Source organism: Sphingomonas sp. (assembly GCF_040398505.1).
Taxonomy (GTDB): domain Bacteria; phylum Pseudomonadota; class Alphaproteobacteria; order Sphingomonadales; family Sphingomonadaceae; genus Sphingomonas.
This window is the reverse complement of the sequence record NZ_JBBATX010000012.1, coordinates 1-21,182: the sequence shown is the minus strand read 5'-3', so window position 1 is coordinate 21,182 and position 21,182 is coordinate 1. Positions and strand designations below refer to the sequence as shown.

Here is a 21,182-nt window from a genome sequence, read left to right as displayed (position 1 = left end):
CGCGCATGAAACTGGGCGCGCTGACCGGCGGACAAGAAACCGCGACCGTCACGGGCTTCGCGATCGACCACCGCAAGGTCGCGCCGGGCGTGGTGTTCGGCGCGTTCCAGGGCGCGGTCGTCAATGGCGAGGACTTTATCGGCGCAGCAATAGCAGGCGGCGCGATTGCGGTCGTCGCGCGACCCGAAGCCACGGTCGATGGCGCGGTGCATATTGCCGATGCGGTGCCGCGGCGCAAATTCGCCGATCTCGCCGCGCGCTTCTTCGCGCCGTTCCCGCCCCTCGCGGTGGCGGTGACGGGCACCAACGGCAAGACCTCGACCGTCGAGATGGTGCGGCAATTGTGGCGGATGACCGGGTTCCACGCCGCCTCGATCGGGACGCTGGGCGTGACGACCGGCGACGATCGCGTCTCGACCGGGCTGACCACGCCCGATGTCGTGACCTTCCTGTCGAATGTCGCGGGGCTGGCGCGCGAGGGCGTGACGCATCTGGCGTTCGAGGCGTCGAGCCATGGGCTCGACCAATATCGCACCGAGGGCTCACGCGTGTCGGCGGCGGCGTTCACCAATCTCAGCCGCGATCACCTCGATTATCACGGCACGATGGAAGCGTATCTCGCGGCGAAGCTGCGCTTGTTCAGCGAAGTCCTGGCCGAGGACGGCGTTGCGGTGGTGTGGGCGGACGATGTCGCGTCGGCGCGCGTTGCCGAGATCGTGCGCGGGCGCGGGCTGCGGCTGATTTCGGTCGGCACGACGGGCGCGACGCTCCAGCTGATGTCGCGCGATCCGACCCTGCTTGGGCAGGCTCTGGTGATCGCGGCCGAAGGCAAGACGTACAAGGTCAACCTCCCGCTGATCGGCGCGTATCAGGCCGCGAATGCGCTGACCGCGGCGGGGCTGGTGATTGCGGGCGGTGGCGATATCGCGTCGACGCTGGCCAATCTCGCGCGGTTGCAGCCGGTGCGCGGGCGGCTTGAGCGCGCGGTGATCGCGCGGAGCGGCGCGCCGGTCTATGTCGATTATGCGCACACGCCCGATGCGCTGGAGGCGGCGATTTCCGCCTTGAAGCCGCATGCGGCGGGTCGGCTGATCGTGGTGATCGGCGCGGGCGGCGACCGTGACACGGGCAAAAGGCGCGAGATGGGCGCGGTTGCGGCGGCAATGGCGGACGTCGTGATCGTCACCGACGACAATCCCCGTTCCGAAGACCCGGCGGTGATTCGCGCGATGGTTCTGGAAGGCGCGCCGGATGCGACCGAGATCGGATCGCGGCGCGAGGCGATCGGCGCGGCGATCATGCAAGCGGGGCCGCAGGATATCGTGCTGATCGCGGGCAAGGGGCATGAGCAGGGCCAGATCGTCGGCGATCTGGTCTTGCCGTTCGACGATGTGAGCGTGGCGCGGGAGATGGCGTCGTGAGTGGCCTGCAGCTTCTTAAGCCCCTCCCCTCCAGGGGAGGGGTTGGGGGTGGGGCCGTGCCTCCATTCCCCAATTTCGCGTTTGCGGCACAGCCCCACCCCAACCCCTCCCCTGAAGGGGAGGGGCTTTTATGACTCTCTGGACCTCAGCCGACATCGCAGCGGCGACCGGCGGCGCGGCCTCCGCGCCGTTCAGCGCCACCGGCGTCACCTTCGACTCTCGCGAAGTGACCACAGGCGACCTGTTCATCGCGCTGACTGGCGAAGCGACCGACGGGCATCGCTTTCTGGAGCAGGCGTTCGAGCGTGGGGCCGCGGGGGCACTGGTGTCGCAGCCAAGCGCGCACCCGTCGGTGCTGGTGCCCGATACGATGGCGGCGCTGGAAAACCTCGCCCGCGCCGCCCGCGCGCGGACCTCGGCCAAGATCATCGGCGTGACCGGATCGGTCGGCAAGACGGGCACGAAGGAGGCACTGTTCGCCGCGCTCGACCGTGGCGCACGCGGCGAAGCGCATCGTTCGGTCAAGAGTTACAACAACCATACCGGCGTGCCGCTCAGCCTCGCGCGGATGCCGGCGGCTACGCGCTTCGGCGTGTTCGAGATCGGGATGAACCATGCGGGCGAACTCGCGCATTTGACGACGCTGGTGCGCCCGCACGTCGCGATCATCACCACGGTGGCGTCGGTGCACCGCGAATTCTTCGACAGCGAGGAAGCGATTGCGGACGCTAAAGGCGAGATCTTTCAGGGGCTGGAACCCGGCGGCGTTGCGATCGTGCCGTATGACAATATCCACCGCGACCGGTTGATCGCCGCCGCGGCGCCTTATGCCGCGCGCACTGTCACCTTCGGGCTCGAAAAAGGCGCGGACGTCCGCGCGATCGAAACGATGCGGACCGCGAGCGGGGGCACGTTCGTTACGGCGCGGGTCGGAACGCGCGAATTGAGCTTCACGATCAGCCAGCCGGGGCTGCACTGGGTCTCGAACTGCCTCGCGCTGCTGGCCGCCGTCGATGCGGTCGGCGGCGATCTCGCCCTGGCTGGGCTCGCGCTCGCCGAATTGGGCGGCTTGGCGGGGCGCGGCGCGCGCTTTGCAGTGCCGGTGGGAGGCGGCGAAGCGCTGATCATCGACGAAAGCTACAATGCCAACCCGTCGTCGATGCGCGCGACGCTGGCGGTGCTGGGGGCGGAGCAGGCCGCGCGGAAAGTCGTCGTGCTCGGCGAAATGCGCGAGCTGGGTGCGGAAAGCGACGCCTATCACGCGGCGCTGGCCGAGCCGATCCTGGCGGCGGGCGTCCGGACGGGCATTTTGGTTGGTGAACGGATCGCGCCGCTGGCCAACGCGCTTGAGGGGGAGGGCGATTTCGTCCATGTGCCCGACGTCGCTGCGGCGCGCGTCAGCCTGTCCGCGATGCTGGCACCGGGCGATGCGGTGTTGATCAAGGGATCAAACGGCGTAGGGCTGGCGGCGCTCGTCGCGGCTTTGCAAGGCGGAACACTGTAATGCTTTACCTTCTCGCCGAATATCTCGGTTTTCCGGGGCTGTTGAACCTGATCCGATATCAGAGCTTCCGCACCGGCGCGGCGGTCGCGACGTCGCTGTTCCTGGGGTTGTTGATCGGCCCGCGCTTCATCGGGTGGCTGCGCGTGCGGCAGGGCAAGGGCCAGCCGATCCGCGCCGACGGCCCGCAATCGCACCTCGCCAAGCGCGGCACGCCGACGATGGGCGGGCTGATGATCCTCACCTCGATGGTGTTTTCGATCCTGCTGTGGATGGATTTGTCGAGCCCGTATGTGTGGGCCTGCACCTTCGTGACGCTGGGCTTCGGCGCGATCGGCTTCCTCGACGATTTCGACAAGGTGCGCAAAGCGAGCACGGCGGGCGTATCGAGCCGCTTGCGGTTGATCGGCGAGTTCGTGATCGCGGGCATCGCCGCGACGCTGATCGTGCAGCAGAACGGCACGCATTTGTATTTGCCGTTCTATACCGGATCGGTGATCGATCTGGGCTATTTCTATATTGTGTTCGCCGCCTTCACGATCGTGGCGTTCGGCAATGCGGTGAATTTGACCGACGGGCTTGATGGCCTGGCGACGATGCCGGTGATCATCGCGAGCGTCGCGTTCATGCTGATCGTCTATCTCGTCGGGCGCGCCGATTTTGCGCATTATCTCGGCATCCCGCACGTGCCGCATGCCGGCGATCTGGCGATCTTCTGCGGGGCGATCGTGGGGGCGGGGCTCGCCTTTCTGTGGTTCAACGCGCCGCCCGCCGCTGTCTTCATGGGCGATACCGGCAGCCTCGCGCTCGGCGGCGCGCTGGGGACGATCTCGGTCGTCGCGCACCATGAAATCGTGCTCGGCATCATCGGCGGGCTGTTCGTGGTCGAGGCGATGAGCGTCATCATCCAGGTGTTCTTCTACAAGCGCACCGGCAAGCGCGTGTTCAAGATGGCGCCGATCCACCACCATTTCGAACAGCTCGGTTGGAGCGAACCGACCGTGGTGATCCGGTTCTGGATCATTGCGTTCGTGCTGGCGCTTGCCGGTCTAGCAACGTTGAAATTGCGGTGATCGTTTCGCCGACCTGGGCGGGCAAGCGCTTTGCTGTGCTCGGGTTGGCGCGATCGGGTGCGACGAGCGTGCGCGCGTTGCTGGCGGGCGGGGCGAGCGTGGTGGCGTGGGATTCGGATGCGGGGCGGAGAGTTCAAATCCTCCCCCGGGGACCGGGGGAGGGGGACCATGAGCATTCAGCGAATGGTGGAGGGGGAGCGACGGCAGTTGTTTCGCCCAGCCTCGCCCCCTCCGTCTCGCTGCGCTCGCCACCTCCCCCGGTTCCGGGGGAGGATTTGGTTTTGGCCGATCCACTCGACCTCGACCTCGCGGCTTTCGACGCGCTGATCGTCTCTCCCGGCGTGCCGCTCAATCGCCATCCGGTCGCGGCAAAGGCGCGCGCTGCGGGGACCCCCATCATCGGCGACATCGAACTCTTCGCCCAAGCCCGCGCCGCGCTGCCGCCGCACAAGGTGGTCGGCGTTACGGGGACGAATGGCAAATCCACAACCGTCTCGCTGATCCACCACATCCTGCAAACCGCAGGCATCCCCTCACGGCTCGGCGGGAATATCGGTCTGCCGATCCTCGAGCAGGAGCCGTTGCCCGCCGGTGGCGTCTATGTGCTCGAACTGTCGAGCTATCAGATCGACCTGACGCAGACGCTCGATTGCGACGTTGCGGTATTGCTCAACATCACGCCCGATCATCTCGACCGCTATGACGGGTTCGAGGCCTATGCCGCCGCCAAGGCACGGCTGTTTGCGATGCAATCGAAGGGCCATGCGGCGATCATCGGGATCGGCGATGCCGCCTCGGCGCAAATCGCGCGCAGCTTGTCGGCGCGGGGCGAGGATTTGACCAAGATCGCGCCCGGCGTGTGCATGGTGCAGCCGCTGTCGCCGAGCCTGGCCGGGCCGCACAATTTGCAAAATGCGCTCGCGGCGATCAACGTCTGCGAAGCGCTCGGCGTGCCGCATGCGGCGATCGACGCCGGCCTGCTGAGCTTTACCGGCCTGCCGCACCGGATGGAGCGGATCGCGACGAAGCATGGCGTGGCGTTCGTCAACGACAGCAAGGCGACCAACCCCGAATCGACCGCGCCCGCGCTGGCGGCGTTCGAGCGGATCCACTGGATCGTGGGCGGACAAGCCAAGAGCGACGATCTCGATGCGTGCGCGCCGAGCTTCGGCCGGGTCGTGCGCGCTTATACGATCGGGGCATCGGGCGCGACATTTGCGGACATTCTGGGCGGGAAGGTGCCGGTCGAGGAAAGCGGGACGCTGGCCGCTGCCGTCGCCGCCGCCGCCGCGAACGCCCGGGCCGGGGACACCGTCTTGCTGTCGCCCGCGTGCGCCTCGTTCGACCAGTTCCGCGATTTCGAGGATCGCGGCGACCAGTTTCGCGCGTACGTCGAGGCGCTGGTATGAACGCCCCCGTGCCAAAACTGTGGACGAGCATGAAGGGTCGCGGCGGTCGCGGTGATCGTACCGCGCTGGGCATGTGGTTCTGGGATATCGACCGGGTGCTGCTGCTGCTGACGCTGCTGCTGATCGCGGTCGGGCTGATCGCGGTCGGGGCGGCTTCGCCTGCTGCTGCGACGCGCTATTCCGGGGGCAAGCATATCGTGCCGCCGCTCTTTTATTTGTGGTGGCAGTTGATCTGGATCGGCGTGTCGCTGCCGATCCTGCTGGTCGTGTCGATGTTGCCGGTTCCGCTTGCGCGGCGCCTCGCATTGTTCGGGACCGTCGTCTGCCTCGTCCTGCTGATGCTGGTGCCGGTGATCGGGGTCGAGAAAAACGGCGCGACGCGCTGGATCAACTTTGGCATTTCGCTGCTGCAACCCTCCGAATTCCTCAAGCCCTGCTTCGTCGTGACGGTGGCGTGGCTGCTGTCGATGCGCGCGCAGGACGCTGCGCTGCCGGTGGTGACGATTACCGGCGGGATGACGGCTTTGGTCGCGTTTCTGCTGATGCTGCAGCCCGATTTCGGGCAGACCGTCGTGTTCTGCGCGGTGTGGATGGCGTTGCTGATGATCTCGGGCACGCCGCCCAAGGTGATGGCCGGGCTGATCGCGGCGGTTCCCGTCGGGTTGTTGGCGGCTTATCTGTTTTACGGCGTGGCGCGCGCGCGGATCAACGCCTTCCTGTTTCCCGAGACCGAGGGAATCGGCGCGGCCGACCATTTCCAGACCAATGCCGCGCACGACACGATCACGGCGGGCGGCTGGCGCGGGACCGGGCCGGGCGGCGGATCGATGAAATTCCGCCTGCCCGAGGGGCAAACCGATTATATTTTCTCGGTGATTGGCGAAGAATTCGGGCTGATCGCGTGCATGATCATCGCGATGCTGTTCCTGGCGATCGTGGTGCGGGTGTTCGTCAAATTGCTCGACGAGGAGGATGAATTTCGCCTCTTCGCCGCCGCTGGTCTCGCCACGCAATTCGGTGTGCAGGCGCTGATTTCGATGGCGGTGAATACCGGGCTTGCCCCATCCAAGGGGATGACCTTGCCCTTTATCAGCTATGGCGGATCGTCGCTGATCGCGCTGTCGATCGGCATGGGCTTGCTGCTGGCCTTCACGCGGCGCAATCCGTTCGTTACGCGCTCCAAATACATTGCGCATTCAGGGGCGCATCGGAGCGGCATATGACGGCGAAACATTTCGTATTGGCAGCGGGTGGGACCGGCGGCCACATGGTTCCGGCGGCGGCACTCGCGACCGAACTGATCAAGCGCGGGCATTATGTCGCGTTGGTCAGCGACGAGCGCGGCGTGCGCTTTCCCGGCCTGTTCGAGGGCATTCAGACGCATATCCTGCCAGCGGGGCGACTGGGCGGCGGGCCGGTCGGTTACGCCAAGGCAGCGGCAGCGATGCTCAAGGGCCGCGCGATGGCAATCCAGCTGTACAAGAGCTTTCGGCCCGACGCGGTGATCGGCTTTGGCGGCTATCCTGCCCTTCCGGCCGTGCTCGGCGCGTTCAACCAGGGCATCCCGACGGCGGTGCATGAACAGAATGCCGTGCTCGGCCGCGTTAATCGGCTGGTCGCGGGCAAGGTCAGCGCGATCGCGACCTCCTATGCCGAGGTGCAGCGGCTGTCGCCCAAGCATCGCGGCAAGACGCATCTGGTCGGCAATCCGGTGCGCGATGCGGTGCTGGCGCTGCGCAGCAAGCCCTATCCGCTGCTGGAGGAAGATGGCATTTTCCGCGTGCTGGTGACGGGCGGTAGCCAGGGCGCGAGCGTGCTGAGCCAGGTCGTGCCCGATGGTCTGTCGCTGCTTCCGGTCGCGTTCCGGCGGCGGCTTCAAGTGACGCATCAGGCGCGGATCGAGGATATCGATGCGTGCCGCGCGAAATATAAGGAACTCGATATCGCGGCTGATCTGGCGACGTATCTGCCCGACATGCCCGAGCAATTGGCGTGGGCGCATCTGGTGATCGCACGCGCCGGGGCCTCGACGCTGGCGGAACTGACGTGCGCGGGGCGACCCGCGATTCTGGTGCCGCTGCCGAGCGCCACCGACGATCACCAGACGGCGAATGCCAAGGAAATGACCTCGGCCGGCGGCGCGCGGACGATCGACCAGCGCAGCTTCACGCCGGTCGAACTCGCCAAGCAAATGCAACGGCTGGGGCTCGACCCCGAAGCGCTGCAGAATGCGGCGGGGCGCGCGCGGGCGTGCGGGCGACCCGATGCGGCGCGCGATCTCGCCGATCTGGTCGAGAGTCTGGGCGATACTGCCGGCGACATGCCGATCGGCAAGCCGCAACCGATCAAGGAAGCCTTCGCATGAGGGGCGTGGCCACCGACATCGGCACGATTCACTTCGTCGGCATTGGCGGGATCGGCATGTCGGGCATCGCCGAGGTGATGAAGAATCTCGGTTATACGGTGCAGGGGTCGGACGTGGCCGAGGGCTATGTCGTCGAGGGGCTGCGCGCCAAGGGGATCAAGGTCCTGATCGGGCACCACGCCGATAATCTGGGCGATGCGGCGGTGATTGTTACCTCGACCGCGATCAAGCGCGGTAATCCCGAGGTCGAGGCGGCGCTGGAACGGCGGATCCCGGTGGTGCGGCGCGCGGAAATGCTCGCCGAGCTGATGCGGTTGAAATCGACCGTCGCGATCGCGGGCACGCATGGCAAGACGACGACAACCTCAATGGTCGCGGCGTTGCTCGATGCCGGCGGGGTTGATCCGACGGTGATCAATGGCGGGATCATCAATAGCTACGGGTCGAACGCGCGGCTCGGCGCGAGCGACTGGATGGTGGTCGAGGCCGATGAGAGCGACGGCAGTTTCCTGCGCTTGGACGGCACGATCGCGGTCGTCACCAATATCGATCCCGAGCATCTCGACCATTACGGATCGTTTGACGCGGTAAAAGATGCGTTCGTCGAGTTCGTCGAGAATGTGCCGTTCTATGGCGCGGCCTTGCTGTGCCTCGATCACCCCGAGGTGCAGAACATCATCCCGCGCGTGCGCGACCGGCGCGTGGTGACCTACGGCTTTTCGGCGCAATCCGACGTGCGCGGCGTTAATGTGACGCCGATCCCCGGCGGTAATCGCTTCGAGGTGATCGTGCGCCACCGCGACGGGACGAGCCGGTCGATCGAGGGGATCGAAATGCCGATGCCGGGGCGGCACAACGTGCAGAATGCGCTGGCGGCGATCGGCGTGGCGCTCGAGCTCGGAATCGACGATGCGACGATCCAGCAGGGCTTTGCCAAGTTTGGCGGGGTGAAGCGGCGCTTTACGAAGGTCGGTGAGACGGGTGGCGTCACGATCATCGACGATTACGGGCATCACCCGGTCGAGATCCGCGCGGTGTTGTCGGCGGCGCGCGAGGGCGTCGAAAACCGCGTGATCGCGGTGGTGCAGCCGCATCGTTATTCGCGGCTCGGCGATTTGATGGAAGAGTTTCAGGGCGCGTTCAACGAAGCCGACATGGTGTTCGTGGCACCGGTTTACGCCGCGGGAGAAGCCCTGATCGACGGGGTCGATGCCGAGGCGTTGGTCGATGGGCTGAAGCGCCGCGGGCATCGCTCGGCGGCGACGATCGCCGATGCGGGCGCGCTCGCCGTCGCGCTGGCGGGCGTGGTGCAGCCGGGGGACATGGTCGTGTGCCTCGGGGCAGGGGATATTACCAAGTGGGCGGCCGGGTTGGCGGCGGGTATCGAGGCGGTTCACAAATCTCCCCTCCCGCTCGCGGGAGGGGTCGGGGGAGGGGCTGTTACCGTATGACCGCGCTTGTCGATATGCCCTCCCCTAACCCCTCCCGCGAGCGGGAGGGGAATTCCTATCGCGTGGAGGGCCGTCTCACCCAATCCGCCCCGCTCGCCCCGCTGGTCTGGTTCAAATCGGGCGGCAGCGCTGAGTGGCTGTTCGAACCCAAGGACGTCGCCGACCTCAGCGCCTTCCTCGCCGATCTGGACCCTGCAACGCCGGTCCTCCCGCTCGGCCTCGGCTCGAACATGATCGTGCGCGATGGCGGGGTGCCGGGCGTGGTGATCCGGCTCGGCAAGCCGTTCGCCAAGGTCGAGGCGGTGGACGCGACCACGCTTCGCTGTGGCGGCGGCGCATCGGGCATCCTCGTCTCGTCGACCGCGCGCGATGCCGCGATCGCTGGCGTCGAATTCCTGCGCTCGATCCCCGGCACCGTTGGCGGCTTCGTGCGGATGAATGGCGGCGCTTACGGGTGCGAGACCAAGGACATTCTGGTCGAGTGCGATGTCGTGCTGCGTTCGGGCGAACAGCGGACGCTCCCGGGCGAGGCGCTCGGCTACACCTATCGCCATTCGACTTTGCCCGAGGGCTGCGTCGTCGTCGGCGCGACCTTCCGGGGTTCGCCGGGTGATCCCGCCGCGATCCAGGCCGAAATGAACCGCATCGCCGCCGCGCGCGAGGAATCGCAGCCGCTGCGCTCGAAGACGGGCGGCTCGACCTTCAAGAATCCGCAAGGCCACAAGGCGTGGGCGCTGATCGATGCCGCCGGATGCCGGGGCCTACGGATCGGCGATGCGCAGGTGAGTGAGAAGCATTGCAACTTCCTGCTCAACCTCGGCGCTGCCACGAGCGCGGAAATCGAAGCACTGGGCGAGGAAGTGCGCGCGCGCGCGCTGGCGCAGTCGGGGGTGACGCTGGAGTGGGAAATTCAGCGGGTGGGTCAATTCCTCCCTCTCCCCCTCAGGGGAGAGGGTCGGGGAGAGGGGCAGTCATGAGCGCAACGTCACAGACTGCCCCTCTCCCGACCTCGCTACGCTCGGCCACCCTCTCCCCTGAAGGGGAGAGGGAGAAACTCCACGTCGCGGTCCTGATGGGCGGCTGGTCGGCCGAGCGCGAGGTTTCGCTGTCGTCGGGCGCGGGCGTTGCGGAGGCGTGCGAAAGCCTTGGCCACCGCGTGACGCGGATCGACATGGGGCGGGACGTTGCCGCCAAGCTCGCCGAGGCCGCGCCCGACATCGTGTTCAATGCGCTCCACGGCACGCCGGGGGAAGACGGGTCGGTGCAGGGGATGCTCGATCTGATGGGGCTGAAATACACCCATTCGGGCCTCGCCACCTCGGTGATTGCGATCGACAAGCAATTGACCAAGCTGCTGCTGGTTCCGGCGGGCATTCCGATGCCGGGCGGGCGGATCGTGAAGTCGGCGAGCCTGTACGAGGGCGACCCGTTGCCGCGGCCCTATGTGCTGAAACCGGTCAATGAAGGTTCGTCGGTCGGCGTGGCGATTGTCACGGCCGAGGGCAATTACGGCAATCCAATCGCGCGCACCACGCCCGGGCCGTGGTCCGAATTCGAGGAACTGCTCGCCGAACCCTATATTCGCGGGCGCGAATTGACGACGGCGGTGCTGGGCGACGTCGCACTCGGGGTCACCGAGCTTCGGCCGAAGACCGGCTGGTACGATTACCAATCGAAATATACCGACGGGATGACCGAGCATATCTTCCCCGCCGCTATTCCCGATGAGATCACCGAAGCGTGCAAGCGGATTGCGCTGGACGCGCATCGCTTGCTCGGCTGCAAGGGCACGTCGCGCTCGGATTTTCGCTGGGACGACGAAACCGGGATCGATGGGCTGTTCCTGCTCGAGGTCAACACCCAGCCGGGCATGACGCCGCTCAGCCTAGTGCCCGAACAAGCGCGGCATTGCCGGATTTCCTACCCCGAACTGGTCCAGATCATTATCGATGAGGCCCTTGTATGAGCGCCACGATCAAACGCGGCACCGCGCGGCGCCCGGTCCAGCCGAAACGTCGCACGCCCCCCAAGGCGTCGGGGATCGATCGGATGCTTGCGGCGCTGCCGGTGAGCGAAGCGACGCTGCGGCGGATCGCGACCTGGTCGATCATGGGATTGGTTGGCGCGGTTACCCTCGCGACCGCGACGGCGTTCGGCGTGCCGGGTATCGTCGGGTCGGCAATCGGCGAGCAGATCGGCGCGGCGGGGTTCCGCGTGACCAATATCCAGATCACCGGGCTCAACCGGATGGACCATAATGTCATCTATAAGATCGCGGCGAACCAGCCGTCGATGGCGATGCCGCTGGTGAGCCTTGAGAAAATTCGCCAGGATCTGGTCGCGCATAGCGGCTGGATCGAGGATGCGCATGTCTCGCGGCGTTTGCCCGATACGCTGATCGTCCATGTCGTCGAGCGTCAGCCGTCGGCGATCTGGCAAAAGGATGGCAAATTGTCGCTGATCGCGGCGAACGGGACGTGGCTGGAGCCGGTCGACCCCGAGGCGATGCCCGATCTGCCGCTCGTCATTGGCGCGCATGCCAATGAACAGGAACCGGCGTACCGGCAATTGCTCGACGTGGCACCGGCGCTGCGCGGCCAGGTGAAGGCGGCGACGTGGGTCGGCAATCGGCGCTGGACGCTGACCTTCGAAAGCGGCGAAACGCTGGCCTTGCCGCAGGGTGACGTGGAGGCAAGCAAGGCGCTGATCAAATTCGCACAAATGGACGGGGTGCGGTCATTGCTCGGCAAGGGCTGGGTCGGGTTCGACATGCGCGATCCCTCGCGACTGGTGGCGCGCAAGCCGGGCGTGACGACGAACAAGGCGATTACCGATCCGGCCGCCGATGCGAAACCGGCGGTGATCGAAGCAAAGCAGACCGGCGCGCAGGCGCAAGGGTAACAACCGCGTAACGAAGGTACAGACTATGGCGAACAGGGCACCGGAAGGATTGATCACCGCACTCGATATCGGGTCGTCGAAGGTCTCGGCAATGATCGCGCAGAAGGGCGATGGCGGCGAGCTGATCGTGCTCGGCACCGGCCAGCGCGAGAGCCGTGGCGTCAAGCGTGGCTACATCGCCGATGCCGCCGCGACCGAAGTCGCGGTGCGCGAAGCGGTCGAACAGGCCGAACGGATCGCGGGGACCAACATCGAGAATGTCTGGGTCAGCTTTTCGGCCGGTGGCCTCGTGTCCGACGTCGCCTCGATCGAGTTCGAGCTGGGTGGCCACCGCGTTGAGCAGTCCGACATCGATGCCTTGCTCCAGGCCGGTCGGGACTCGATCGATCCGCAGGGGCGGATGGTGCTGCACGCACAACCGGCGCTCTATACGCTCGACGGGCTCACGGGGGTGAAGCGTCCCTTGGGACTCCATGCCGACCGGCTGGGCGTGCATATCCATGTCGTGGCCGCCGACGGATCCCCGGTGCGCAACCTTGGGCTGTGCGTGGCGAATGCGCATCTCGAAGTGAAGGCGATCATCGCCTCGCCCGTCGCGACCGGCATGGCGTGCCTGAGCGATGAGGAGCGCGAGCTGGGCGTTGCGCTGGTCGAATTGGGGGCGGGGATCACCAACGTGTCGCTCTTCGCGGGCGGGATGCTGGTCGGGTTGCTGTCGATCCCGATCGGCGCGCAGGACATTACCGACGACATCGCCTCCGCCTTCGGAACGCGGCGCACGCAGGCCGAGCGGATGAAGTGCGTGCACGGCTCGGCCAACGCCTCGCCACGCGACAATCACGAGATGATCGACGTAGCACCGATCTCGACCGAAGACGATGCAAACGATGGCACGCGCATTACCAAGGCGCAGTTGATCGCGGTGATCCGTCAGCGGCTCGACCATTTGATCGGCGAAGTCGGCAAGGCGCTGGCCGAGCTGAAGTTCGAGGGACCGGTCGGGCGCCAAGTCGTGCTGACCGGCGGTGGCGCGGAGTTGAAGGGCATCGCCGATTATGCGCAGCAGGCGCTGGGGCGGTCGGTGCGGATCGGGCGTCCGCGCGGGCTGACCGGTATGCCCGAGGCGCATGCGACGCCCGCTTTCACGACGCTCGCGGGCCTTGCTTTCTATGCCGCGGCCGACCCGGTCGATCTGCGTGCCTTGTCGGGCAAGCAGCAATTGGTGCACCGGCCAAAGGGTTTTGCGCTGTTTCGCCGCCTGATTGCGGCTGCCAGAGCAAATTATTAAAGAATTACGACAGGATTTGGTTGTTGGCGCTGGAACGACCGCTACCGATGGTGCAGAACAGCTTCACGTACATGTAGAGCGCCGGGGTGTGTGGGCGCAATTGGAGACCGGATATGAGCATCGAATTTCTGCCGCCTGAAGTCGATGAGCTGACGCCGCGGATCGCCGTGATCGGTGTGGGCGGCGCGGGCGGCAACGCTATCGCGAACATGATGCGGGCCGACGTCCAGGGCGTCGACTTTCTGGTCGCCAACACCGATTCACAAGCGTTGAAGCAATCGACCGCTGGCTACAAGATCCAGCTCGGCGCGAAGATCACGCAAGGCCTCGGCGCGGGTAGCCGCCCCGAAATCGGGCGCGCGGCGGCCGAGGAAACGATCGAGCAACTCACCAAGATGCTCGAAGGCGCGCACATGTGCTTTATCGCCGCGGGCATGGGCGGCGGCACCGGCACGGGGGCAGCACCGGTCATCGCCAAGGCAGCGCGCGACATGGGCATCCTGACCGTCGGCGTGGTGACCAAGCCGTTCGCGTTCGAGGGCAATCGTCGTGCGAAGGCGGCCGAGGCGGGGATCGAGGAACTGCAAAAGTATGTCGATACGCTGATCGTCATCCCCAACCAGAATCTCTTCCTCGTCGCCAATGCTAACACGACCTTCAAGGAAGCGTTCCAGATGGCGGACGAAGTCCTGCAACAGGGCGTGCGCGGCATTACCGATCTGATGGTGATGCCGGGCCTGATCAACCTCGACTTTGCCGACGTCCGCTCGGTCATGCAGGAAATGGGCAAGGCGATGATGGGCACCGGCGAGGCGTCGGGTGACAATCGCGCGATCGAGGCGGCGTCGAAGGCGATCGCCAACCCGCTGCTCGACGGTGTCAGCATGAAGGGCGCCAAGGGCGTTATCGTGTCGATCACCGGTGGCGACGACATGCGCCTGCTCGAAGTTGACGAAGCTGCTAACCATATTCGTGAGCTGGTCGACGAAGACGCGAACATCATCTGGGGTTCGGCGTTCAATCCCGATCTCGAAGGCAAGATCCGCGTCTCGGTCGTCGCGACCGGGATCGAGGCAGAGAGCCGTCCGGTCGCCGCCGCCGCACCGGCATCGCGGGCGTTCAGCTTCGCTGCGCCGAAAAAGACCGAGGAAGTTGCCCCCGTGGCAATCGAAGCCACGCCCGAACCGGTCGAGGTCGCCGAGCCGGTCGCGGCAGTCGAGCCGGTCGCCGCCGAGGCCGACGAACTCGTGCTGGGAAGCGAAGCCGCGATGGCCGAGCCTGCTGCCCCGATTGCTGCGGATGAGATTGCAGTGCCGGCCGCGCCTGCTGCCGACGACACGCCGAGCGAAGCCCCGACGCGTCGGCGCTGGCTGTCGCCCGGTGCCGCCCCGGTTGCCGAACAGGCAGTTGAAGCGCCCGTTGAACCGGCTGCGCCAGCGCCTCGCGTCAAGCTGGGCGGAACCTTGTTCGAGCGGATGTCGAGCGTGTCGCGCGGTGCCGCACGGGACGAGGATCCGGCGCCCGACAAGGACCCGCTCGATATCCCGCGCTTCCTGCATCGTCAGAACAACCAGTAAGCGACCGTTCGGGCGGCGCGCCGGTGTTCCCGGTGCGCCGCCTGCCGTCGATGTGCGTCGTTTTGGCGCAGTCCAGCCGCACGCGATATTGCCGGTTGCACCGCGAACGCGTCTAGGAAGCAGGATGCGTACTCTCCGTCTCGCCGGTTCGATCTTTGCGCTGTCCCTTGGCGGCGCGGCGGCGCACGGGCAAACGCCCTATCCGTCGCCCGCTCCATCGCCGCCCTCGCCCTATGGCGCCGTGATCACCGTTCAGCCTTTGTCCGATGCCGATTTGCTGGCGAGCGAATTGCGGCTGCTGGCGGCCGATCCGCACAATGTGCAGGCGTTGGTGCGTGCGGGCGAGCTCGCACTCAAGCTCGACGACGATACCGCTGCAGCGGCATTTTTCGCGCGTGCCGACCGAATCGATCCGCGCAATGCCAGGGTCAAGGCAGGCGAGGGCAGTTTGCTCGTCACGGCGGAGCGGCCCGGCGACGCGCTGCGGCACTTCGCCGAAGCCGAAACCCTGGGCGGCGATCCGCGCAGCTTCGCGGCCGACCGTGGTCTGGCGTACGATCTGGTCGGGGAGCAGGAGCGGGCGCAGCGTGATTACCGGCTGGCGCTGAAGGCCGGTCCGAATGACGAAACGCAGCGACGCTACGCGCTGTCGCTCGGTATATCGGGCAAGCGCGAGCTGGCGTTAGCGCAGATCGACCCGTTGCTCCGGCGCAGCGACCGCGGGGCATGGCGTACGCGCGCGTTCATTCTGGCGATGGGTGGCGACAAAGCCGGTGCCGCGAAGATCGCGACGAGCATGATGCCGACCGGCATGGCAGGCGGTCTGCAGCCGTTTTTCGAGATTCTGCCGACGCTGCGCCCCGCCGACCGCGCCTTTGCGGTGCATTTCGGCGAAGTTCGCGCGACGGCGGAGCGTCTGGCAGATGCGCGGCTGGTCCCGCCGCTCGCGGCGCTTGGCCCCGATCCGACCGCGCCGGTCGTCGCCGCGGCGGCACCGCGCCCGCTGGTGGTGGTCGACGCGCGCGAGGAACGGCGACTCGCGAAGGCCGCGCGAAAAACGCGCCGGTCGGGCGGGCGCGAACAGATCGCCGCGCTCACCACGCCGCCGCCGCAACCTTTACCCGCGCCGCCCGCTTATAGCGGGCAACCGGTGGCACCTGCACCGGTGGTATTGGCCTCGAACCCAGTTCGTGTGCCGCCCGTCGCGGCGTCAGCGCCGATGCCAAGTGCACCGGTGGCGACGTTCGTCGAGCGTGGCGCTCCGGTTGCGAGCGCGGAGGCTGCCGCCAAGCCTTCGGTCATTGGGAATGTGCCGAGCGGCGCGCGGCCAACCCCGGAGATCGCCGTGCAGCCGATCATCGTGCCCAAAGCTGCGACCGTGCCGCCCGGACCGGCCGTTACCGCGGTGCCTGTGTCAGCCCCCGCGGCGGTTCCTGCTCCCCCCGCGCCGACGTTTGCCGCCAGCCCGCCGTCACCGACTCCCGTGCGCAGCGAAGAGTCGATCCTTGCCGCGATCATCGCCGACATCACGGTGCCTGGTACCGAGCAGGCCGCCGCGCCGGCACCCGACGAACCGCCCGTCCAGCCGCTGGCGAAGCGTGTTGCCGCAAAGGCTGCCCTCACCGAAAAGCCGCCGGTCGATCAGGCCGCGCTCGACAAAAAGGCCGCCGACAAAAAGGTCGCCAACAAGAAGGTCGTGGCGGACAAGAAGGCGGCAAGCGACAAGAAAGCCGCCGAGGCCAAGAAGCTCGCCGACGCCAAAAAGGCGGCGGAGGAGAAAAAGAAGAAGGACCCGAAGTTCCTCGAACCGTCGCGCGTGTGGGTGCAGGTTTCGGGCGGTGCGAACGAGAAGGATCTGCCCAAGCAATGGACCAAGGTCCGGGCGAAATCCAAGGCGTTCGGCGGCAAGGGCGGCTGGACAACGCCGCTGCGCGCGACCAATCGCATCCTGACCGGTCCGTTCAAGAGCGACGATGAAGCACAAAGCTTCGTCAACACGATTGCCAAGGACGGGGTTTCAGGCTTCGTCTTCGTCAGCGACGCGGGACAGAAGATCACCAAATTGGCGGGCAAGTGACGGGATTAACACGAGAATGACAGCGCTTGCGCCTTTGGCATCGCACCCGGAGCGCTCCCGCGGCCGGCTTCACGAGGAACAAAAGGGGGGCGAGTTCGATGCCGTGCGGGGGCCGCGCGATGCGTTTCAGCGCGACCGCGACCGGATCATCCATTCGATCAGCTTCCGCCGCCTGCGCCATAAGACGCAGGTGTTCATGGCGCCCGATGGCGACCATTTCCGCGTCCGCCTGACGCATAGCCTGGAGGTGGCGCAAATCGCACGCACCGTCGCGCGCGCACTCGGCCTGAACGAGGATCTGACCGAGGCGCTCGCGCTCGCGCACGATATCGGCCATCCGCCCTTCGGCCATGCGGGGGAGGATGCGCTGCAAGCGGCCATGGCGGGCCATGGCGGGTTCGATCATAACGGCAATACGCTGCGCGCGCTGATGACGATCGACAGTCCCTATCCGCGCTGGAACGGGCTCAATTTGACGTGGGAAACGCTGGAGGGGTTGGCCAAGCATAATGGGCCGATCGCTGCGCCGGGTTGGGCGCTGGCGGAATGCGACGCCGCGTTCGCGCTCGACCTGACGCAATGGTCGAGCCTCGAGGCGCAAGTCGCCGCAATCGCCGACGATATCGCCTATGACAATCATGATATCGACGATGGCTTGCGTGCCGGGTTGCTGACGCTTGAGCAGTTGCTTGAGGTGCCGGTGATCGCGCGCGGATGGGAAGCGGTGCGCGCGCGCTTTCCCGATGTCGCCCCGGCGCGGCTGGTGAGCGAGCTGGTGCGTTCGCAAATCGGCGCGATGGTGCGCGACTTGCTGACCGAGACGCGCACGCGACTCGCCGGGATTGGCGATCTTGCGGACGTGCGCACGGCGGGGCGGTGCCTGGTCGGTTTCTCGCCCGAAATGCGCGAGGATGAGCGCGTGTTGAAGCGCTTCATGTACGCCAACCTCTACCATCATCCGCGGCAATTGGCGTCGGCGCGGGCGGCGGAAGGGATCGTGGCGGGGCTGTTCGCGGCTTATACGGCCGACCCCGCGTTGATGCCCGGCGACTGGCCCGAGCGGCTGCCTGCGGACGAGCCGTGGCGCAGCCGGCACATCGCCGATTTCATTGCCGGCATGACCGATCGCTACGCCGTGGCCCGGTATCGCGAGGCGGTCGGCCCGATCGATTTGCCCGAAGGGTTTTAGCACGCCGTATTTGGCACAGTCTTGCGACACATTGGGTCCATAAGATCCCCGACGCGCGTTGTAGGCGCTCAGGCAAGGACGTGGTCGATGAGCAAAGCCAGTATCGCCCTCAATCGCTTCGGACTCGGCGCGCGCGCCGATCAGCCGGTGCCGTCCGATCCGGTCGGCTGGCTGACCGGGCAATTCGCCAAATATGACCCCAAACCCGACGTGATCGCCAATGCGCCGACCAGCGCCGGGGTGTCGGCCGAACTCGCCGATTATTTCCGGCAGCAGCGCGCGTTGCGCGCACAAGCGGGCGGGCGTCCGGGACAGGCACCAGCGGCGATGGCCCCGCGCCCAACGGAGCTGGCGGCCCCAGGAATGCAGCCGGTCCCAGCCATGACGGCACCGGCGGCGCCTGAGCAGAACGATGCCATCAAGGTGGCGCGCCAGTTTGCCCAGCGCAGCGGGCGGGGCGATTATGCCGGGGCGGTCGGCGCGCGCGCGACCAGTGCGCTGATCACCGATACGCCGTTCGTCGAGCGGCTGGTGCATTTCTGGGCCAATCATTTCGCGGTCTCGGCCGACAAATTGCAAGTGATCGGCCTGTCGGGCACGATGGAATTCGAGGCGATCCGCCCGCACGTGCTCGGCCGTTTCCGCGATATGCTGACCGCGGTCGAGCAGCATCCGGCGATGTTGCTCTATCTCGATCAGGCGGTGTCAGTCGCGCCGAATTCGCCGCTGGGATCGCGCATCGCGCTGCGCGGCAATCGCAAAGTCGGGCTAAACGAGAATCTCGCGCGCGAGATCCTCGAACTCCACACGCTCGGCGTGCGCACCGGCTACAGTCAGGCCGATGTCACCGAGTTCGCCCGCGCAATGACGGGCTGGACGGTGGCCGGGATCGGGCAGGGGCCGGGCGCGCGCGCCGCCGGGACCGATGGCCTGCCCGGCGATTTCGTGTTCGCGGCCCCCTTGCACGAACCGGGCGACCGCATGGTGATGGGCAAACGCTATCCGGCGGGCGGGGTCGAGCAAGCGCAGGCAGTGCTCAACGACGTGGCAATCGCGCCCGCCACCGCGACGCATATCGCCACCAAGCTCGCGCGGCATTTTGCGGGGGACACGCCGCCGCCGGCCATGGTCGCGCGGTTGCAAGCGGCGTTTCTGAGCTCGGGCGGCGATTTGCCGACGGTGTATCGCGCGCTGATCGCGTCGCCCGAGGCGTGGGTCGAACAGCCGGTGAAGTTCAAGACGCCGTGGGAATGGACGATCTCGGCAATGCGCGGGCTCAACGTCAAGACCGCCGATCCGTTGGTGATGGTCGGCTTGCTCACACAGCTTGGTCAGCCGGTGTGGCGGCCCGGTCAGCCGGTCGGCTATGACGACATCGCCGCGAGCTGGGCCGGGCCCGATGCGGTGCTGCGCCGAGTTGAGGCGGCGGAGCGCTTTGCGAGCCGCGCGGCCAATGTTGATGCGCGCGCGCTCGCGCCGAAGCTGCTGCCGGGTGCGGTCAGCCCCGCCACCACCACCGCGCTCGCCAATTGCGAGAGCCCGGCGCAAGGCCTCGCCTTGCTGCTGGTCGCGCCCGAATTCCTGCGGAGATAGGCCATGTACGACCGTCGTTCCTTTATCGGTGCCGGTGCCGCAGGCGCACTGGCCCTCGCGCTCGCCCCCCGCATCGCCTTTGCCAAGGCCGAGACCGACAAGCGCTTCGTCTTCATCATCCAGCGCGGCGCCGCCGATGGGATGGGGATCGTGGCACCTGTCGGTGATCCGGCCTTCGCTGCCGCGCGCGGCACGCTGGCGGAGGATTTCGCGGGTGCCGCCCGGCTCGACGGCATGTTCGCGCTGCATCCGGCGATGACGACGCTGCGCGGCCTGTACGGCCAACGCCAAGCGCTGTTTGCGCACGCTGTCGCCTCGCCCTATCGCGACCGTTCGCATTTCGACGGGCAGAACGTGCTCGAAAGTGGCGGGACCAGCGCGTATCAGGAAAAAGACGGCTGGCTCAACCGCTTGCTCGGCGTGTTGCCGCCGACGCAGGCGAAGGCGATCGCGGTCTCGGCGACGGTGCCGCTCGCGCTGCGTGGCCAGTATGACGTGTCCTCCTATGCGCCATCCAACCTGCCGCAGGCATCGGACGATCTGCTGCAGCGCGTGGCGATGCTGTATCAGGGCGACAGCCAACTCCATGCGCTGTGGAGCGAAGCGATGAACACGCGTGCGCTGACCGGCGATTTGGCGGCAGGCGGGGGCGCGAATGCGGCGGCGACCGGCGCGCTGGCGGCGAAGCTGCTAGCCCCCGCCAATGGCGCGCGGATCGCGATGATCGAGACCGGCGGTTGGGACACGCACACAGGGCAGCGCCAGCGCCTCGGCGTGCAATTGAAAGGGTTGGATGCGATGATCGGCGCGTTGCAGACCGGCCTCGGGCCGCTGTGGAGCGACACGATGGTGCTGGTCGCGACCGAATTCGGGCGGACGGTGGCGGTCAACGGCACCGGCGGGACCGATCACGGTACCGGCAGCTCGGCGATGCTGCTCGGCGGTGCGGTGCGCGGCGGGCGGGTGCTGGCGGACTGGCCGGGCTTGTCGCCGGCGGCGTTGTTCGAGGGCCGCGACCTGAAGCCGACGCTGCAGCTCGACGCGTTCATCGGGGGCGCGGTGGCGGGGCATTTCGGCGTCGAGCCAGCGCGCGCAATGGCGGCGTTGTTCCCGGCGAGCCGGGGAACGGCGGCGGTGTCGGGGCTGGTCTAGGGTCGTACTCGAAGGTTCAATCATTCTCCGTTCGCCCTGAGCTTGTCGAAGGGCACCTTGAAAAATTCACACCGCGTATAAGCGGAGAGCTGGGCTTCGACAGGCTCAGCCCGAACGGAATTTGAGGTGATCACGCTTCACAGAAGACGCCACTAGCCGGGTTCGACCGCGCAAGTTTAGGCTAA

The 21,182-nt window shown here is 66.7% G+C and carries 16 protein-coding genes; all 16 read left to right on the top strand.

Annotation, left to right across the window (positions count from 1 at the left end; translation table 11 throughout):
• Positions 1 to 5: 5 nt before the first annotated feature.
• Positions 6 to 1,421 (top strand): UDP-N-acetylmuramoyl-L-alanyl-D-glutamate--2,6-diaminopimelate ligase, encoded by a 1,416-nt coding sequence (locus tag ABWP09_RS03105; protein WP_353203702.1) that lies wholly within the window; start codon positions 6 to 8, stop codon positions 1,419 to 1,421.
• Positions 1,422 to 1,551: 130 nt separating this feature from the next.
• Positions 1,552 to 2,925: a UDP-N-acetylmuramoyl-tripeptide--D-alanyl-D-alanine ligase gene (locus ABWP09_RS03100; protein WP_353203701.1), complete on the top strand. Its 1,374-nt coding sequence runs from the start codon at positions 1,552 to 1,554 to the stop codon at positions 2,923 to 2,925.
• Positions 2,925 to 3,995, top strand: a complete 1,071-nt coding sequence (mraY, locus tag ABWP09_RS03095) for a phospho-N-acetylmuramoyl-pentapeptide-transferase (protein ID WP_353203700.1) — start codon at positions 2,925 to 2,927, stop codon at positions 3,993 to 3,995. The genes ABWP09_RS03100 and mraY overlap by 1 nt, the downstream gene beginning before the upstream one ends.
• A complete protein-coding gene (murD, locus tag ABWP09_RS03090) occupies positions 3,992 to 5,404 on the top strand; it encodes a UDP-N-acetylmuramoyl-L-alanine--D-glutamate ligase (protein WP_353203699.1) in 1,413 nt (470 codons plus the stop codon). Before mraY ends, murD begins: the two co-directional genes overlap by 4 nt.
• A 29-nt stretch (positions 5,405 to 5,433) precedes the next feature.
• Positions 5,434 to 6,627 (top strand): FtsW/RodA/SpoVE family cell cycle protein, encoded by a 1,194-nt coding sequence (locus tag ABWP09_RS03085; protein ID WP_353203726.1) that lies wholly within the window; start codon positions 5,434 to 5,436, stop codon positions 6,625 to 6,627.
• Positions 6,624 to 7,769, top strand: coding sequence for an undecaprenyldiphospho-muramoylpentapeptide beta-N-acetylglucosaminyltransferase (murG, locus tag ABWP09_RS03080; RefSeq protein ID WP_353203698.1), 1,146 nt, complete (start codon positions 6,624 to 6,626; stop codon positions 7,767 to 7,769). The genes ABWP09_RS03085 and murG overlap by 4 nt, the downstream gene beginning before the upstream one ends.
• Complete coding sequence (gene murC / locus ABWP09_RS03075; RefSeq protein WP_353203697.1) at positions 7,766 to 9,220, top strand: UDP-N-acetylmuramate--L-alanine ligase; 1,455 nt, start codon at positions 7,766 to 7,768, stop codon at positions 9,218 to 9,220. Before murG ends, murC begins: the two co-directional genes overlap by 4 nt.
• A 14-nt stretch (positions 9,221 to 9,234) precedes the next feature.
• Positions 9,235 to 10,197, top strand: a complete 963-nt coding sequence (gene murB / locus ABWP09_RS03070) for a UDP-N-acetylmuramate dehydrogenase (protein ID WP_353203725.1) — start codon at positions 9,235 to 9,237, stop codon at positions 10,195 to 10,197.
• Entirely contained in the window at positions 10,194 to 11,186 is a 993-nt protein-coding gene (locus ABWP09_RS03065) for a D-alanine--D-alanine ligase (RefSeq protein ID WP_353203696.1), read from the top strand. Before murB ends, ABWP09_RS03065 begins: the two co-directional genes overlap by 4 nt.
• The gene (locus tag ABWP09_RS03060; protein ID WP_353203695.1) at positions 11,183 to 12,121 is read left to right on the top strand and encodes a cell division protein FtsQ/DivIB; all 939 of its coding nucleotides are present in this window, start codon (positions 11,183 to 11,185) and stop codon (positions 12,119 to 12,121) included. The genes ABWP09_RS03065 and ABWP09_RS03060 overlap by 4 nt, the downstream gene beginning before the upstream one ends.
• 25 nt (positions 12,122 to 12,146) lie before the next feature.
• On the top strand, positions 12,147 to 13,409 hold the full coding sequence (gene ftsA / locus ABWP09_RS03055) for a cell division protein FtsA (protein ID WP_353203694.1): 1,263 nt from the start codon (positions 12,147 to 12,149) through the stop codon (positions 13,407 to 13,409).
• Between the two features lie 113 nt (positions 13,410 to 13,522).
• Entirely contained in the window at positions 13,523 to 14,986 is a 1,464-nt protein-coding gene (gene ftsZ, locus ABWP09_RS03050; protein WP_353203693.1) for a cell division protein FtsZ, read from the top strand.
• Between the two features lie 124 nt (positions 14,987 to 15,110).
• Positions 15,111 to 17,063, top strand: a complete 1,953-nt coding sequence (locus ABWP09_RS03045; protein WP_353203692.1) for an SPOR domain-containing protein — start codon at positions 15,111 to 15,113, stop codon at positions 17,061 to 17,063.
• Positions 17,064 to 17,079: 16 nt separating this feature from the next.
• Positions 17,080 to 18,252: a deoxyguanosinetriphosphate triphosphohydrolase gene (locus tag ABWP09_RS03040; protein ID WP_353203691.1), complete on the top strand. Its 1,173-nt coding sequence runs from the start codon at positions 17,080 to 17,082 to the stop codon at positions 18,250 to 18,252.
• Positions 18,253 to 18,339: 87 nt separating this feature from the next.
• The gene (locus ABWP09_RS03035) at positions 18,340 to 19,845 is read left to right on the top strand and encodes a DUF1800 domain-containing protein (protein WP_353203690.1); all 1,506 of its coding nucleotides are present in this window, start codon (positions 18,340 to 18,342) and stop codon (positions 19,843 to 19,845) included.
• A gap of 3 nt (positions 19,846 to 19,848) precedes the next feature.
• On the top strand, positions 19,849 to 20,997 hold the full coding sequence (locus tag ABWP09_RS03030; protein WP_353203689.1) for a DUF1501 domain-containing protein: 1,149 nt from the start codon (positions 19,849 to 19,851) through the stop codon (positions 20,995 to 20,997).
• Positions 20,998 to 21,182 lie beyond the last annotated feature (185 nt).

Coding starts and splice junctions, on each gene's coding strand:
- ABWP09_RS03045 (WP_353203692.1), top strand. CDS start 15,111: ATGCGTACTCTCCGTCTCGCCGGTTCGATCTTTGCGCTGTCCCTTGGC.
- ABWP09_RS03100 (WP_353203701.1), top strand. CDS start 1,552: ATGACTCTCTGGACCTCAGCCGACATCGCAGCGGCGACCGGCGGCGCG.
- murB (WP_353203725.1), top strand. CDS start 9,235: ATGCCCTCCCCTAACCCCTCCCGCGAGCGGGAGGGGAATTCCTATCGC.
- murC (WP_353203697.1), top strand. CDS start 7,766: ATGAGGGGCGTGGCCACCGACATCGGCACGATTCACTTCGTCGGCATT.
- ABWP09_RS03065 (WP_353203696.1), top strand. CDS start 10,194: ATGAGCGCAACGTCACAGACTGCCCCTCTCCCGACCTCGCTACGCTCG.
- murG (WP_353203698.1), top strand. CDS start 6,624: ATGACGGCGAAACATTTCGTATTGGCAGCGGGTGGGACCGGCGGCCAC.
- ftsZ (WP_353203693.1), top strand. CDS start 13,523: ATGAGCATCGAATTTCTGCCGCCTGAAGTCGATGAGCTGACGCCGCGG.
- ABWP09_RS03035 (WP_353203690.1), top strand. CDS start 18,340: ATGAGCAAAGCCAGTATCGCCCTCAATCGCTTCGGACTCGGCGCGCGC.
- mraY (WP_353203700.1), top strand. CDS start 2,925: ATGCTTTACCTTCTCGCCGAATATCTCGGTTTTCCGGGGCTGTTGAAC.
- ABWP09_RS03040 (WP_353203691.1), top strand. CDS start 17,080: ATGACAGCGCTTGCGCCTTTGGCATCGCACCCGGAGCGCTCCCGCGGC.
- ABWP09_RS03030 (WP_353203689.1), top strand. CDS start 19,849: ATGTACGACCGTCGTTCCTTTATCGGTGCCGGTGCCGCAGGCGCACTG.
- ABWP09_RS03085 (WP_353203726.1), top strand. CDS start 5,434: ATGAAGGGTCGCGGCGGTCGCGGTGATCGTACCGCGCTGGGCATGTGG.
- ABWP09_RS03060 (WP_353203695.1), top strand. CDS start 11,183: ATGAGCGCCACGATCAAACGCGGCACCGCGCGGCGCCCGGTCCAGCCG.
- ABWP09_RS03105 (WP_353203702.1), top strand. CDS start 6: ATGAAACTGGGCGCGCTGACCGGCGGACAAGAAACCGCGACCGTCACG.
- ftsA (WP_353203694.1), top strand. CDS start 12,147: ATGGCGAACAGGGCACCGGAAGGATTGATCACCGCACTCGATATCGGG.